Raw genomic sequence first — 15,798 nt, 5'->3', positions numbered from 1 at the left:
CGCATGACATGCCGGCCTGATGGCAACCTATGCTGCCCCGCGCACCAGACAAGTCTGCTTTTAACCTCTCCCGAGACAATTATTGATTGCCCGCGTGGCCGCCAATTGGCCTGCTGCGGCCGGTCATTTCAAAGCACATATGTATATGCCTAAAAAGTCTTTATTAACTATTTTTTAGATCGTTTAACTTGTTTCTACCGGATCACCGGACCCTGCTGAACCCCATTTATTTCCAGTGATCCGGCCACTCCTGCAACAGCAGTCGATTGGCTGTTGAGGAGTCCTGCCATGCTCAATAAATTCCTGCCTCGCCGCCTGTTTGCAGCCATCGCCCTCAGTGGTTTTGCCCTGAGTGCCCATGCGGTGGATTTCACCGTGGCCTACCAGACCACCGTAGACCCGGCTAAGGTCGCTCAGGCCGATGGCGCGTATGAGAAAGCCAGCCAAGCCAAGATCAACTGGCGCAAATTTGATGGTGGTGCCGAAGTCATCACCGCCGTTGCCTCCGGTGATGTGCAGATCGGCTATGTCGGCTCCAGCCCGCTGGCCGCAGCGGCCACCCGTGAATTGCCGATTCAGACCTTTCTGATTGCCGCCCAGATCGGTGCCGCCGAGGCGCTGGTTGCCCGTGACGGCAGCAATATCAGCAAATCCGAAGACCTGATCGGCAAAAAAGTTGCCGTACCGTTCGTGTCCACCGGCCACTACAGCCTGCTCGCCGCGCTCAAGCACTGGAAGATTGATCCGAGCAAGGTGCAGATCCTCAACCTGGCACCGCCGGCGATCATTGCCGCCTGGCAGCGTGGCGACATCGATGCCACTTACGTGTGGGATCCAGCGCTGGGTGTGGCCAAGGAAAACGGCAAGGTACTGATCACCTCAGGTGAACTGAGCGACCTGGGTGCACCAACCTTCGATGCCTGGATTGTGCGCAAGGACTTTGCCGAGAAGCACCCTGAAGTTGTCCGTGCCTTTGCCAAGGTTACCCTGGACGCCTACGCCAACTACCGTAAAGACCCGCAAGCCTGGCTGGCCGACAGCAGCAACATCGACAAGCTGGTCAAGCTCTCCGGCGCTAAGGCTCAGGATATCCCGCTGCTGCTGCAAGGCAACGTGTTCCCACTGGCAGCCGATCAGGTCAACCAGCTCGCGGCGCCGACCACCCAGGCCATCACCAACACCGCCAAGTTCCTCAAAGAGCAAGGCAAGGTCGATGCGGTGCTGCCGGACTACGCGCCCTACGTCAGCAATCAATACCTGACCAACTAAATCACCTTACCTGCGCCGTGCATGACCATTCGGCCTGCACTGCGCAGCGGCATTCTTGCGGAGTAAGCAGCATGAGTTTTCGTCCATTACGCAGCCTGTTGGCTGCGCTGATTGTCAGCGGGCTGAGCACCGCAGCCCAGGCAGATGACCTGATCATCGGTTACCAGACCGGTATCGATCCGACCAAAGTGACGCAGTTTGACGGCACCTACGACAAAGCCTTGGGCCAGAAGATCGACTGGCGACGTTTTAACAGCGGCGCTGAAGTGGTTACCGCCATCGCCTCCGGCGACGTACAGATCGGCAACCTCGGCAGCAGCCCATTGGCCGCTGCCGCCAGCCGTGGCCTGCCGTTTGCGACCTTTATAGTCGCCGCGCAAATCAACGCCGCAGAGGCCTTGGTAGTACGTAACGGCAGCGGCATCAATGGCCCGCAAGACCTGATCGGCAAGACCATCGCCACGCCATTCGTTTCCACCTCGCACTACAGCCTGCTCGGCGCACTCAAGCACTGGCAGGTCGAACCGAGTAAAGTGAAGATCGTCAACCTCAACCCCAGCGAAATCTCCGCTGCCTGGGCGCGCGGCAATATCGACGGGGCCTTCGTCTGGTCGCCGGCACTCGGCGCGATCAAGCAGAACGGCACAGTGCTGACCGATGCCGCAGAAGTCGGCACCTGGGGCGCGCCGACCTTCGAAGTGTGGGTAGCGCGCAAGGACTTTGCCGAGAAGCACCCGGAGCTGCTGAGCAAATTCGCCCAGGTCAGCCTGGATGCTTTCGCCGACTACGCCGCCAACAAAGACAGCTGGACTGCCGACTCCGAGCCCGTGCAGAAAATTGCCAAGTTAACCGGTGCTGATCCTAAAGACGTGCCTGAGCTGCTCGCCGGCTCGGCCTTCCCGGATGCCAAGCAGCAAGCCGAGTTGCTCGGCGGCAAGACGGCCAAGGACATCGCCGCCACCGCGGTATTTCTCAAGGAGCAGGGCAAAGCCGACAGCGTGCTGAGCGACTACTCACCCTATGTCAGCGACGCCTATATCCAGTAACCCGCTGTAACTCCCCCGGCAAAAGCTGGGGGAGCATTTGAGAGAGTCACGATCATGGCCTTACTTGAACTGGAGCGCATCAGCGCACAGTACCCCGGCACGGCCGAGCCGGTACTGACGGATATTTCCCTGAGCCTTGGCCCTCAGCAATTGCTGGTCGCCCTAGGCCCTTCGGGCAGTGGCAAAACCACTCTGCTCAACCTGATCGCCGGCTTTGTTGCACCCAACGCCGGCCGCATCAGCCTCGATCAACAACCGGTACAGGGCCCCAGCGCCGAACGCGGCGTGGTGTTTCAGGATGACGCCCTGTTGCCCTGGCAGAACGTGTTGGAAAACGTCGCATTCGGCCTGCAACTGGCCGGCGTGGCAAAGCCCCAGCGCGAAGCCAAGGCCCGCGAACTTTTGAGCCTGGTGGATCTGGCCGGGTTCGAACAGCGACGCATCTGGGAACTGTCTGGCGGTCAGCGTCAGCGTGTCGGCCTGGCCCGCGCACTGGCAGCCGAACCACGGGTGCTGCTGATGGACGAGCCGTTCGGTGCACTCGACGCCTTTACCCGCGAGCAGATGCAGGAGCTGCTGCTGCAGGTCTGGCAGCGCACGGCCAAACCCGTGTTCCTGATTACCCACGACATCGAGGAAGCAGTCTTTCTCGCCACCGACCTGATTCTGCTGTCACCCAACCCCGGCCGCATCAGCGAACGCCTGAGCCTGGATTTCGGCCAACGCTACACCGCCGGTGAGAGTGCCCGTGCGATTAAATCCGATCCGGCCTTTATTGCCACCCGCGAGCATGTGCTCGCCCAGGTTTTCGCCGAACGCCAAGGGAGCCGCGCATGAGCAGCCATGAGTACATCTACTCCAACACCGAGAGCGAACAACAAGCACGGCGTGCTCCACGTGAGCTCAGCCTGTTCACTATCAGTAGCCTGACAGTCGCCTTTCTACTGTGGGCCTGGTGGGCGGTAACCTACTTCGGCCTGATTGAGCCGCTGTTTCTACCCAGCCCACAGGCGGTGGCCAAACGCGGCTGGCTGGTGCTGAGCCAGGGTTATATGGATTCCAGCCTCTGGCAGCACCTGGCCGCCAGCCTGCAACGTATCGGCCTGGGTCTGTTCGCCGCCGTACTGACCGCCATTCCGCTGGGGATTGCGATTGGCCGTTACCGAATCGCTCGCGGCATTTTCGACCCGTTGATCGAGTTCTACCGTCCGATCCCGCCGCTGGCTTACCTGCCACTGATCGTTATCTGGTGCGGGATTGGTGAGCTGTCCAAGGTGCTGCTGATCTTTCTGGCGATCTTCGCGCCAATCGCCATTTCCACCGCCACCGGCGTGCGCAACGTCGACCCGAGCAAGATTCGCGCAGCGCAATCGCTGGGTGCCAGCCAGGCGCAGTTGATCCGCTACGTGATCCTGCCCAGCGCCCTGCCGGAGATTCTTACGGGCATTCGTATCGGCCTGGGAGTGGGCTGGTCAACCCTGGTGGCCGCCGAGCTGATCGCCGCCACCAGTGGCCTGGGTTTTATGGTGCAGTCCGCCGCCCAGTTTCTGGTAACCGATGTGGTGATTCTCGGGATTCTGGTGATCGCCCTGATCGCCTTTGCCCTGGAGATGGGCCTGCGCGCCCTGCAACGTAAGCTGGTGCCCTGGCATGGCCAGGCCCATTGAACTGGATAGATGAGCATGAGCATTCAAATCACCCAACTGAGCCCTGCCCTTGGCGCACAGATTGACGGTATCAACCTCAGCGAGCCCTTGAGCGCCGAGAACCATCAGCTGATTGAGCAGGCCTTGCTCACGCATCAGGTGCTGTTCTTCCGTAACCAGCCGATCACCCCACAACAGCAGGCCAGTTTTGCCCGCCACTTTGGTGACCTGCATATTCACCCGATCTACCCCAATGTGCCGGAGCAGCCAGAAGTGCTGATCCTCGACACGGCGGTAACCGATGTGCGCGACAACGCCATCTGGCACACCGATGTCACTTTCCTGCCGACTCCGGCCATGGGCGCGGTGCTGTCGGCCAAGCTGCTGCCACCTTTCGGTGGCGACACGCTGTGGGCCAGCAACAGTGCTGCCTTCGAGGCGTTGTCGAAACCACTGCAGGTGCTGCTCGACGGCCTGACTGCCACCCATGACTTCACCCACTCGTTCCCGCTGGAGCGCTACGGCAATACCCCGCAAGCGCTTGAGCACTACCACGAGGTGCAGCGTAAATACCCGCCACTGTCCCACCCGGTGGTGCGCACTCACCCGGTCACAGGGCGCAAGGGACTGTTCGTCAACGATGGCTTCACCACCCGGATCAACGAGCTGGAGACCGATGAAAGCGATGCGCTGCTGCGCTTTCTGTTTGCCCACAGCACCCGCCCGGAATTCACCGTGCGCTGGCGCTGGCAGACCAATGACATCGCCTTCTGGGACAACCGCATCACCCAGCATTACGCCGTAGACGACTACCGCCCGCAGCGCCGGGTGATGCAGCGCGCGACAATTCTCGGAGATGCGCCGGTCTAAGCAGAGTCTATGCCCCTCACTCCTCCTGACAGCGGCAGCCTTTCTCCAGCCTCGACCAGGCTGGCGCATGCGGTTTTATCAGCCTGCCGCAACTCTACTTCGAACACCTGCTTGGCAGTTTGCTGCTGTTGCATGGCAATTACCCAATAGGCAAACCGATCACCTATCCTTGGGCAACACCCCGTGAATATACCGAGCACGGGCTTGCCGAGGAGATGGCGCATGGCGCAATTCACTGGCGGTTGCCTTTGCGGCAACGTGCGTATCGAAGCAACCGGGCAACCTTACCGGGTTGGCCTGTGTCATTGCCTCGACTGTCGCAAACACCACGGCGCACTCTTCCACGCCTCTGCGGTTTTTCCCAAGGACGCCGTGACAGTCGTTGGCGCAACAGCCGATTACGCCGGGCGGTTTTTCTGCCCACGCTGCGGCTCTTCGGTATTTTCCCGCAGTGCCGACGAAGTCGAAATCAATCTGGGGACTCTCGACAGCCCCAACCAACTGCGCCCCACCTATGAGCTGTGGACCACCCGCCGCGAATCCTGGCTGCCACCCTTCCCATTCACGAAGCGCTATGAAGGTGATCGGGAAACCACCACACGCACGGAAGAGTAGAGACACCGTCTCGGGGTAGCCCAGTCAAGCCGACTCAAGCGCAATGCAGTAGGCTTGGGCGCACAACAACAATCAACGAGTCCCATGCATGCCTAGCATTCAGTCTCAGCTGCTTATTGCCCTTCTGCGCATCACCCGACGCAAACGCATTTACAGCTCCGTGCAGGCGGTACTTGAGGGCATCAAGAAAGTCAGAAACCAAGGCCCGGCAAGGCCCTCAGGCAATATGCTGCGCAACCTTGAAGTACAGCATCAGCCCCTGGACGGGATCGAGCTGTACCAACTGTCGCCACAAACCCCACAGGCCACGGCGCGCCATCTGCTCTACCTGCATGGCGGGGCCTATATCCGGCCCATCACCACACATCATTGGCGATTTCTTCAGCGACTTGTAGAGCAGACCGGCTGCACGATCACCGTGCCCCTCTACCCGCTGGCACCTGAAGCCAGCTGCAAGCAGGCAGTGGATGCGGTTGTTCGGGTTTACCAGCACCTCTGCATCACCACAGATGCCGGCTCACTGACCCTGGCCGGTGATTCTGCCGGTGGCGGCCTGAGCCTCGCCCTTTGCTACGCCCTGCGCGAAAAAGGCCTGCCACTACCCGCGCAATTGGTGCTGATCTGCCCCTGGCTTGATGTGAGCATGCAGCACCCGGCCATAGCCGCCAGAGAAAAGCATGACCCCATGCTCGCCGCTGTCGGCCTAAAAGAGGCCGGCCGTTTGTACGCTGGGGATTTGAGTGTTGAGCACCGTCATGTCAGCCCGCTTCGTGGCAACCTGCAAGGCCTCCCACCCACACTGCTGTTCGCCGGCACACGCGATATCGCCCACCACGACGCATTGCTGTTTGCCAACAAAATGCGGGCTGCCGGCGTACCGGTGGACCTGCAGATAGGCGAAGGAATGATTCACGTCTGGCCAATCCTACCCATCCCAGAGGGTAAAAAGGCGCTGGAGCTGATTGTCAGATGCTTAACTAGCGCCGGTTAACAGGAATGGTCTGCGGTAAATAGAAACGTTACATCCATAGTCGGCGGCAGAGAGTTGCATGCGGCGCTATCGGCCAGAAGCGGCCGGTGAACAGAAAGACTGCAAATGAGTAGCTAGGCTTGGCCTTTCGTGGGAACTGATTGGCCTGCCCAGCACTTACTCGAAAGTGTTCATGCTACAGGGTTAGAACCCTATGACCTTCGAGTCCCTAGCAGACCATTGAGAGAATGAGCGGTGTAAGTGTTTCTGTGCTTGGTAAATTTTTTGCCTGACATCGTCTCTGATAGGGTGATAACCATCCATTTTCTTGAGCCAATTCCGCTCTCCCCAATTGCACCAAACAAACACCTGGCGAGTTTCGCTCAGGTAGCGTTGAAGAAGTTCCGCCCGAATGTACAGAAGGCTGTGCCGGTTCCCCTTCCATGAATCGCCAGCCTCACGGTAGAGGAGGGTGTCCTAATTTTTGTGTAACCGGCTCATGAGCGACACTGTCGCTCCGAACCGGAGACACCATGAGCAAGACGCAACATCCCATCACCGACGAGCTGCTGGATCAGCTCCTGGCCAACTACCAGAATCCTGAAGACCTGATCGGTGCTGACGGCATCCTCAAGCAACTGACCAAGAAGCTGGTTGAGCGTGCGCTGGATGCTGAGCTGACCCACCACCTGGGCCACGATAAGCATCAGCCGGTAAGCAATCCAACTGGCAACACCCGCAACGGTTTCAGCAAGAAGAAACTCAAGGGTGAGTTCGGCGAGTTGCCCATCGAAGTGCCGCGCGACCGGCATGGCACCTTTGATCCGCAGATTGTCGAGAAGCACCAGACCCGCTGGGCGGGTTTCGACGACAAGATCCTCTCGCTGTATGCCCGCGGCATGACTGTGCGCGAGATCCAGGCGCACTTGCAGGAAATGTACGGTGCCGAGGTGTCGCCCAGCCTGATCTCCTCGGTGACCGATGCCGTAGCCGATGAAGTGAAGGCCTGGCAGTCGCGCCCGCTCGATGCGGTCTACCCCATCGTCTACCTCGACTGCATCCACACCAAGGTGCGCGAAGGCGCCGTGCGAGTGAAGGCGGTGTATCTGGCGTTGGGCATCAATCTGGCTGGCGAGAAGGAAATCCTCGGCCTATGGATCGCCCAGAACGAGGGCGCCAAGTTCTGGTTGCAGGTGGTAACCGAGCTGCGTAACCGTGGCGTGCAGGACATCTTCGTCGCCTGCGTGGATGGCCTGAAGGGCTTCCCTGAGGCTATCGAAGCGGTGTTCCCGCACACCAGCGTGCAGCTGTGCATCGTGCACATGGTCAGACACAGCCTGAACTATGTGTCGTGGAAACGGCGGGCTGAAGTGGCTGCTGACCTGAAGCGAATTTACCAGTCCAGCACGGCAGACGAGGCCGAACTGCGCCTCGGTGAGTTCGAGGCCAAGTGGGATGACGACTACCTGCCGATTGGCCAGTCCTGGCGCCGCAACTGGCCACGTATCACGCCGTTCTTCGACTTCCCGCCAGAGATTCGCAAGGTGATCTACACCACCAACGCCATCGAATCGGTGAACATGAGCCTGCGCAAGATCACCAAGAATCGCGGATCGTTTCCCAGCGACGAGGCACTGCTGAAACTGTTCTACCTGGCACTACGCAACATCAGCAAGAAATGGACGATGCCAATCCGTGACTGGAAGGCGGCGCTGACGCGCTTTACGATCAGCTACGAAGACCGGCTGCCGCAGCAGTAACCCCAACCCCGGTTACACAAAATTCTGCACACCCTCCGGTAGAGCGTTCCAGGCTTGCCCAGAGAATCGTAGAAGTCGATTTCCCGATTCTTGCTCGCTAACCCAAGACGCTGAATCAAACTGGGAGCAGGTAGATCGAAGCCTGAGAATTGGTTGTGCGGTGAATGGTAGGACTCCCAGCCGAAGTGAATAAACGGAAGCTCCAGTCGGATGCCTGGAATGCGGCGAAATTTCGGCCTCGGACCGAGTAAATCGGCGAAAGAAATTTGGGATGTCTTCCCTTCATTGGTGATCAGATCAACCGTACCCGGAGAGCGCTTGATCCTCTTCTTTGGCCCCTCCTGCACATGCTCCACGAATGCTTCTACGACTTGGCGCCGATAAAGCCCGTTCCTCTGGTATAGGTGTCGGGCATAGGTCTGGCTACGGCCTGCCTCCCCTGCGTAGAGATAGTGCTCAGTACCAGCTTCGGGAATATTGCTGTTGCCTGGATAGTCCACAGCAAGAAACTTCGTTTTAAGACTCTCTACATCCTTACGGGCCACAAACATACCGCGTAGGAAAGCGAAAATATCCCGATCGCAGGTTTCATCGACCCCACGGACATGTCCTTGCAAAAGAACCCATGGTCCTTGGTGTCCATTAATTGACGGGACCACGAGCAAGGAATGCCAGTTCGGAGTGAAACCGCCTTGTACCCAAGCATTGGCGCTCTTTGTCACACGCCCGAACAAGTCTGGAATAGGCGGTATCCATTCGGGTGGCCGCTTGGGAAAGCTTGGATCAACGCCACAGTCAGAAGTTCTCTCTTCTAGGCGCCAATCAGGCAGGGTTCTGTTGGCCTCTCGCTCGCCCCACATTTCAAAAAAGGCAACCCACGAGTACTTCTTCCCATACCGATCCACCTTTACTTCATCGCGTGCTTGCCAGGATGTACTCCCAATATCCCTATCAGCAGTTTCAAATCGATCTGCCCGGTACCCAAGGTCATAGATGCGCCGCTCGATCCTCGCTCGAACGCGGACGTACTCAGGATGTTTGTTATCGTAGTTAGCACGATGACGGACCAAACGCCCCATCGTGTAGTTGCCGAAGTCCATTTGAATAGCGTTGTCGATCGCCTCTGTCACCGCAGGATCGGGCGTGCCATTGCTTGCAAATGTAGACGGCGAATTCGAGAACGGCGCAGCAAGATCCGCAGCGGCACTCTCAGGGAGAACCACGCATTCAGCGCGTATTGCTAGCCCAATAATTCCGACGGCGTAACCACGCATAAGCGTGTGGTGGGTGGCATGGTAGGCATGTGGTGCGAACATGCTCTCGTACAGTGTTTTCGCAAGCCCCCCTAACTGTGGCCGAAATGAATTGCCCCTGATTTCGTAGACACCGCCATGCATTTGCTCGAAGGGCTTATATTGGCTGTTAAAGCTGAAGCAGGCGACAGGCTGCTTTTGGCCGATTCTGTTGAAAAAGTAGCGACCTCCCCATGCCGTTGGCAAAATTGCTCTGTCAGTGAGCGTGGGGGCGAACAGCATGATGGGACAGTTACCGGGAGGACAGCAGCGCTTGTTCTACTCGTTCAACCTGGAAGAGCACGTCCCGCGCCAGCACCTCCTGCGCAGCATTGAGCAGTGTCTGGATCTTAGCGATCTGCGTGCCCACTTGGCTGACTTTTACAGCCCGATCGGCCGCCCCTCGATTGATCCAGAGTTGATGGTGCGCATGCTGGTGGTTGGCTACTGCTATGGCATCCGTTCCGAGCGGCGGCTATGCGAAGAGGTTCATCTGAATCTGGCCTACCGCTGGTTCTGCCGGCTGAGTCTGGAAGACGAAGTACCCAATCACTCGACCTTCTCGAAGAATCGCCACGGCCGTTTTCGTGACAGTGACCTATTCCGCTGGTTGTTCAATGAGGTGCTGCGTCGCTGCATGGCCGCCGGCCTGGTCAAGGGTGAAGGTTTCGCCGTCGACGCCAGCATCATTAAGGCCGATGCCAGTCGGCAACGCGGGGTGGCGGGAGATGAAGTCGATTGGCGTAATCCAGCGCTCAGCAGCCGCGCCGTGCGCGAGTATCTCGAAGCCCTTGATGAAGAGGCCCTGACTGAAGCTCTTCCCAAGAAAATTTCGCTCACCGACCCTCAGTCCCGCTGGACAGCAGCGCCAGGCGGTCCGGCCTACTTTGCCTACTCCACGAACTACCTGATCGACACTGAGCATGGCGTGATTGTGGATGTAGAGGCGACTCCGGCGCACCGTACCGCCGAAGTCGATTCGACCAGAACGATGGTCGAGCGTGTCGAAGCGCAGTTCGATCTCACACCGGAACGCCTCATCGGCGATACCGCCTATGGCACTGCCCCGATGCTGGCCTGGATGGTCGAAGAGAAGGACATCGAGCCGCACGTACCAGTGTGGGACAAGACCGAGCGCAAGGACGACAGCCTCTCTAGTAAAGACTTCCACTGGTGTCAGGAGGCCAATGAATACCGCTGCCCAACCGACAAACCACTACGCAGTGAATGGCGCACCTTCACCCAGCAAAGATCGCGGGTGACTAAGGCCAATACCATCATCTACCGCTCCAGCCAAACTGACTGCGCCACCTGTCCTTTGAAAGCGAAATGCTGCCCCAACACGCCGAATCGGAAGATCGTCCGCAGCATCCATGAAGCTGCCCGCGACGTGGCCCGGCGCATCGCCAAGACACCAGAATACCTCGTCTCTCGCTGCGAACGAAAGAAAGTGGAAATGCTTTTCGCCCACCTCAAACGGATCATGAAACTCGACCGTTTACGACTGCGTGGCCTGACAGGTGCCACTGACGAATTCACCTTGGCTGCGACAGTGCAGAACCTGCGCCGCATGGCCAAGATTTCGCCTCAAGGACCACCGCTCACGCGATAGGTACGCCTGCTGCGAGCAGAAACCCTCGAATTAACCCTCAAACCTGAGCAAGGACGCTCAGCGAAACGCCGGAAGGCAATTTGAAGTGGCTTGCAGCCATTTCGACAGCAGGCACTCCTGACCGACTGGCTGCCGCTGAACCTACTTTTTCAACAGAATCGGCCGCTAGCTGCCCATCACCATAGGCTGCGTTCCCTGAGTTCCATACACGGGCGGGGGCATTCAGTTAACTGAGGAGCGAGCCGAGTTTCAAGAATGGCGCGCATTGAAAAACGCCCGCCAGGACGGCTGCTGCTCCGATACGTTACCCGCCGATAGGCGATGCCAGCCCTGCCAAATAGTCCCACGGGTAAATCCCCCGCTCATGCCCGTCACTGAACACCAGTTGCACGCCATAACCCTGACTGTTAATGGCACTCAGGCTTACCCCGGCATTGACCAGATCAATACGCCCGGCCAGCCGTGATGCCCGGCACTGTGAACACGGGCACGCGGCACGCAACCTTGCATGACTAAGGCTTTGCGTAGAGCCGTCAGGCCACTGCAGGTGCAGTAGGCCGGCACTGCGCTGATTGCGGATGGCGCTGGGGGCGTTCATCAGGTAGTCCTTTGCAGCTGGGACAGCGCAATACGCACGGCCTTGCGCACTTCCGGGTCGCTGTCCTGCTCGGCCGCTTGCAAGGGGGCAATGGCAGTGCTGTCGGCCAGTTCGCCAAGGGCCAACGCAGCCTCCTTACGCAGGTTGCTGATGCTATGACCGAGCAGCGTGACCAAGCCATCCAACGCGTCGACAAAGCGCAGTTTGCCCAGCGAACGCGCCGCGCGCAGGCGTACCTGCCAGTAGCTGTCCTGCAATGCGTCGATCAGCGCCGGTCCGGCCTCGCTCAGCCCCACCTTGCCCAGGGTGGTGGCCGCCTCTTCGCGCACCTGCCATTCACTGTCGCACAAGGCTGCCTGCAAAGCCGGCAGTACCAGCAAATCGCTGGCCAGGCCCAAGGCACCGGTGGCGGCGCGGCGTACTTCGGTGTCCGGGTCATCACTGGCCAGGCGCGCCAATTCGGGTAGCGCGTCGAGCTGCTTGAGCCAGCCGAGGATACCCACTGCCTCACGCCGCACAAAGGCATCGCTGTCCTGCAGGGCCTGGCGTGCGACTGGCACGCTGTCGGGTAGGCGCAGTTCACGCAGGGCACGCAGGGCGCTGCTGCGCACAAAGGCATCAGCATGGTTGGCCCAAGGTAGGATCACCCGCCCGGCGTCCAGGCTTTTCAGTTCACTTAGGCTCTGCGCAGCAGCACCACGTACCGCCTCATCCGCATCGGCCAGGGCGGCGCACAAAGCGGCCACCACCTCGGGCTCCTCCCAGGCTTCAAGCAGACGGGCGGCCTCGGTGCGCACCTGGGCGTCGCTATCGCTGCCCAGGGCCTCAATCAACCAGGGTAAGGTGTCGGGGTCTTCCAGATCGGCCAGGGCAATCAGGGCAATACGCCGCACGCCTGCATCGCTGTCACTTAGGCGTGGCTGCAGGGCCAGAATTTCGGGGTTGTCGCTGTTCAATTCAGTCATAGGGCAATTCGCAATGGCGGGAAGTCGGCGCTGGGCAGCCCCAGCGGGGTCAGGCGTGGCAGTTCGCGACCTTCTTCGTGGCGCAGCAACTCCAGGCAATGGCGTTTGAGGCGGACAAACTCAGGGCTGGTCAGCAGGCTGGCGTGCCGGGGGCGAGGGAAATCCAGGCGCAGATCCTCGATAAAACGTCCGGGTCGTGGGCTCATTACCAGCACGCGGTCGGCGAGAAACAGCGCCTCGTCGATATCGTGGGTAACAAACACCACGGTGGTACGGATGCGCGTCCAGATGTCCAGCAACAACTCCTGCATCCGCGCACGGGTCTGTGCATCCAGCGCGCCGAAGGGCTCGTCCATTAGCAACAGACGCGGGCGGTTGATCAGCACCCGGGCGATTTCCGCGCGTTGCTGCATGCCGCCGGACAACTGATTGGGCCAGCGCAGGGCAAACTCCTGCAGGCCGACCAGACGGAGAAACTCACCGGCCTGGTAGCGCCGCTCGGCCTTGCCCAGGCCCTGCATCTTCAGGCCAAAAGCAACGTTGTCGAGCACACTGCGCCAAGGCAACAGGGTGTGGTGCTGAAACACCATACCGCGCTCAGGTGAGGGCCCATCCACCACCTGGCCATCAACGCGCAGCGCGCCGGCACTGATCTGTAGATGACCGGCCAGGGCACCAAGCAGAGTCGATTTGCCACAACCGGAGGGACCGAGAATGCACACGAACTCGCCGGGCTCGACGCTGAAATCCAGGTTCTGCAAGGCGTCGAAGGCCTGTGCGCCCTGCCCCAGGCGAATCGACAATTGCTGGCCGTCGATGCGTCCCGGTTCTACGGCTTTTTCATAGGCACTCATCAGCGCTTCCCCTTGATCCGGTACCAGGGCGTCGCCCAGGCCCCCAGTTGTTTGACCAGGGCACTGCTGCCCATGCCGAGCACGCCGATCAGCAGCATGCCAACGACAATGTCGGCGTAGTTCTGGATGGTGTAGGACTCCCAGGTGTAGTAACCGATGCCCCACTGCCCAGAGATCATTTCCGCCGTCACCAGGCAGAACCACGAGGTGCCCATGCCGATGGCCAGGCCGGTAACGATGCTCGGCGCAGCGCCCGGCACGATTACCTCGCGCAGAATCGCCAGGCGCCCAGCGCCCAGGCTGCGCGCCGAGGCGATCAGACGCGGATCGACGCCCTCAACGCCATGGATGGTATTGAGCAGGATGGGGAACAGCGCCCCGGTAAAGGTGATAAAGATCATCGAAGCTTCCGAGGACGGAAACATCAGGATGGCCAGGGGAATCCAGGCTACTGCGGGAATCGGCCGCAACACTTCCAGTGGCGGCAGCAGGCTGTCTTCGGCCCATTTCGAACGGCCAATGACCAGTCCCAGCAGCACACCGGCGATCACCGCCAGCAGGTAACCGACAAACACCCGGCCCAGGCTGCTGGACAGGTGCGTGGCCAGCTTGCTCGATTCGATCAGGGCCACGGCGGCATCCAGCACCGCGCTTGGCGTTGGCACGTAAGTGAAGGTAATCAGCCCCAGATTCAGGCGCTGGGCCGCCGCCACATGCCAGAACAGCAGGCAGGCGGCGAGCGATGCCAGACGCAGGGGCCAGCGATATAGCGGTTTCATGGCAATCTCCATAACCCTCTGCCACACCCCGCTCGCCTAAGCGAGAAAGGGTGGGCAGAGGGAGTAGGTCTTAGCGGCTGGCCAGCAACTGCTGGTTGGCGCTGACGAAGTCCAGCGCGGTGCCGCCATGCTGCTGGGCATAGGCCAGGGCCTGATCCTTGAGCAGGAAGGCATTCAGCTGGCCCTTGGCATCACGGACAAACCAGGCCTGGTTGGCCAGCAGTTTGATGCCGCTGTCCGCTGCCTGGGCATAGATGGCGCGGATGTCCTTACCCTCTGCTTCCAGAGTGGCCAGCGCGCCCAGGGCTGCTTCCGGCGAGCTGTAATGACGCACCTTGTCTTCGCCACGCACCCAGATCTGCGCCAGGCGCTTGAAGTCGGTGATCGGTTTGCCGGTCAGTGCATCGTTGGCCTTGAGCGGCAGCGCGGCGTAGTTGGCCAGCTGCGTGCTGTAGTCCAGACCGGAAGCCTTGAAAGCTGCGCGAATGTACTGATCGTCAATGAACTTGGCCGTATCCAAGTCACGGTCAGTACGCTTGAGCAACTTGAGAGTGTCGATGGACGTCGCCACCGCCTGGCGGTATTCCGGCTTCCAGCTCAGGTCACGGGTTTGCAGGCCGAGCGGACCGTGGAACAGGTAATTGACCTCAGCCTCGATGCCGGTGACCTTCTCGATCAGCTCGCTGTATTTCTCCGGCTCGGCGGCCAGCAACTGGTCGGCTTCAATGCCCGCGCGCAGGTAGGCGGTGACGATTTCCGGGTACTTCTTGGCGTAGCTGGCATCCACCAGCACGCCGTGGAAGGTTGGCGCATTGGCCTGCGAGCCATCGTAGATCTTGCGGGCGAAACCACGGTTGGGGAACAGCTCGGCGAACGGCACGAAGTCGGCATGCGCTTCGATGCGGTTGCTGCGTAGCGCGGAACCAGCGATTTCCGGGGCCTGGGCGATAATCCGCACGTCCTTCTCCGGGTCCCAGCCTTGTGCGGCCACAGCGCGCAGCAACATGCCGTGGGCGGTGGAAGCGAACGGCACGGAGATGGTCTTGCCTTTCAGCTCTGCCAGCGACTGCACGCTGGAGGACGCCGGCACCACGATGCCGTTGCCGCTGCCCAGCGTACTGCCGGACAGCACGCTGATAAACAGGCTCTGCTTGCCCGCCTCGATATGCGCCACACCGTTGAACGAGCCAGGGAAGTCGGCCATGGCGCCGAAGTCCAGCTTGCCGGCGACCATCTCGTTGGTCAGCGGCGCACCGCTGGTGAAATTCTTCCACTCGATTTCGTATTTGGCGTCCTGGTACTTGCCGTCTTTGGGCAGGTACTTGTCGAGCAGGCCCAGCTCACGGATCAGCAGGCCGCCAGCGGCGCAGTTGATGGTGGTGTCCTGGGTGCCGATGGCAATACGGATGGTCTCTGCATGGGCGGCGGTGATGCTGCTGATGGCCAGCGCGAGGCCGGCGATGGTAGTACGCAAGATCATGGGTGTTTCCCCTCGAATCATAAGTATTGGAATCGTCTCCGC

Annotated in this window: 15 protein-coding genes; 9 read left to right on the top strand and 6 right to left on the bottom strand. The window is 60.0% G+C overall.

The window, feature by feature from the left end:
- Positions 1 to 288 precede the first annotated feature (288 nt).
- The 8 genes from tauA (IOD17_RS09520) (at position 289) to IOD17_RS09485 (ending at position 8,176) form a co-directional block, all read left to right on the top strand.
- Positions 289 to 1,269, top strand: a complete 981-nt coding sequence (gene tauA, locus IOD17_RS09520) for a taurine ABC transporter substrate-binding protein (protein WP_233684859.1) — start codon at positions 289 to 291, stop codon at positions 1,267 to 1,269.
- Between the two features lie 71 nt (positions 1,270 to 1,340).
- Positions 1,341 to 2,315: a taurine ABC transporter substrate-binding protein gene (gene tauA / locus IOD17_RS09515; RefSeq protein ID WP_233684858.1), complete on the top strand. Its 975-nt coding sequence runs from the start codon at positions 1,341 to 1,343 to the stop codon at positions 2,313 to 2,315.
- 54 nt (positions 2,316 to 2,369) lie between these two features.
- Positions 2,370 to 3,152, top strand: coding sequence for a taurine ABC transporter ATP-binding subunit (gene tauB, locus IOD17_RS09510; RefSeq protein ID WP_233684857.1), 783 nt, complete (start codon positions 2,370 to 2,372; stop codon positions 3,150 to 3,152).
- Positions 3,149 to 3,982, top strand: coding sequence for a taurine ABC transporter permease TauC (gene tauC, locus IOD17_RS09505; protein WP_233684856.1), 834 nt, complete (start codon positions 3,149 to 3,151; stop codon positions 3,980 to 3,982). The genes tauB and tauC overlap by 4 nt, the downstream gene beginning before the upstream one ends.
- Positions 3,983 to 3,997: 15 nt before the next feature.
- Complete coding sequence (gene tauD / locus IOD17_RS09500) at positions 3,998 to 4,831, top strand: taurine dioxygenase (protein WP_233684855.1); 834 nt, start codon at positions 3,998 to 4,000, stop codon at positions 4,829 to 4,831.
- Positions 4,832 to 5,053: 222 nt separating this feature from the next.
- Positions 5,054 to 5,446, top strand: a complete 393-nt coding sequence (locus IOD17_RS09495) for a GFA family protein (RefSeq protein WP_233684854.1) — start codon at positions 5,054 to 5,056, stop codon at positions 5,444 to 5,446.
- A 226-nt stretch (positions 5,447 to 5,672) separates the two neighbouring features.
- Entirely contained in the window at positions 5,673 to 6,437 is a 765-nt protein-coding gene (locus tag IOD17_RS09490) for an alpha/beta hydrolase (RefSeq protein WP_233684853.1), read from the top strand.
- A gap of 512 nt (positions 6,438 to 6,949) precedes the next feature.
- Positions 6,950 to 8,176, top strand: coding sequence for an IS256-like element ISPa46 family transposase (locus IOD17_RS09485; RefSeq protein ID WP_021703202.1), 1,227 nt, complete (start codon positions 6,950 to 6,952; stop codon positions 8,174 to 8,176).
- Here the strand turns inward: IOD17_RS09485 and IOD17_RS09480 are convergent.
- Positions 8,149 to 9,711: a hypothetical protein gene (locus IOD17_RS09480; protein WP_233684852.1), complete on the bottom strand. Its 1,563-nt coding sequence runs from the start codon at positions 9,709 to 9,711 to the stop codon at positions 8,149 to 8,151. The genes IOD17_RS09485 and IOD17_RS09480 overlap by 28 nt on opposite strands.
- On the opposite strand from IOD17_RS09480, the gene IOD17_RS09475 reads away from it, so the two are divergent.
- Positions 9,710 to 11,080, top strand: coding sequence for a transposase (locus tag IOD17_RS09475; protein ID WP_233684851.1), 1,371 nt, complete (start codon positions 9,710 to 9,712; stop codon positions 11,078 to 11,080). The two genes, IOD17_RS09480 and IOD17_RS09475, sit on opposite strands and share 2 nt — an antisense overlap.
- A gap of 304 nt (positions 11,081 to 11,384) precedes the next feature.
- Here IOD17_RS09475 and IOD17_RS09470 read toward each other — a convergent pair whose 3' ends face one another.
- From IOD17_RS09470 to IOD17_RS09450, 5 genes are all read right to left on the bottom strand, one after another.
- Positions 11,385 to 11,678: a DUF971 domain-containing protein gene (locus IOD17_RS09470; protein ID WP_233684850.1), complete on the bottom strand. Its 294-nt coding sequence runs from the start codon at positions 11,676 to 11,678 to the stop codon at positions 11,385 to 11,387.
- A complete protein-coding gene (locus IOD17_RS09465; protein ID WP_233684849.1) occupies positions 11,678 to 12,643 on the bottom strand; it encodes a HEAT repeat domain-containing protein in 966 nt (321 codons plus the stop codon). The genes IOD17_RS09470 and IOD17_RS09465 overlap by 1 nt, the downstream gene beginning before the upstream one ends.
- Entirely contained in the window at positions 12,640 to 13,497 is an 858-nt protein-coding gene (locus IOD17_RS09460; protein ID WP_233684848.1) for an ABC transporter ATP-binding protein, read from the bottom strand. The genes IOD17_RS09465 and IOD17_RS09460 overlap by 4 nt, the downstream gene beginning before the upstream one ends.
- Positions 13,497 to 14,276, bottom strand: a complete 780-nt coding sequence (locus tag IOD17_RS09455) for an ABC transporter permease (RefSeq protein ID WP_233684847.1) — start codon at positions 14,274 to 14,276, stop codon at positions 13,497 to 13,499. The genes IOD17_RS09460 and IOD17_RS09455 overlap by 1 nt, the downstream gene beginning before the upstream one ends.
- 70 nt (positions 14,277 to 14,346) lie before the next feature.
- Complete coding sequence (locus tag IOD17_RS09450) at positions 14,347 to 15,756, bottom strand: ABC transporter substrate-binding protein (protein WP_233684846.1); 1,410 nt, start codon at positions 15,754 to 15,756, stop codon at positions 14,347 to 14,349.
- Positions 15,757 to 15,798: the final 42 nt, after the last annotated feature.

It is taken from the genome of Pseudomonas anguilliseptica, from assembly GCF_021375795.1.
GTDB lineage: Bacteria > Pseudomonadota > Gammaproteobacteria > Pseudomonadales > Pseudomonadaceae > Aquipseudomonas > Aquipseudomonas anguilliseptica_A.
Note: the sequence above shows the minus strand (reverse complement) of the source record. Positions and strands in the feature narration are given on the sequence as shown.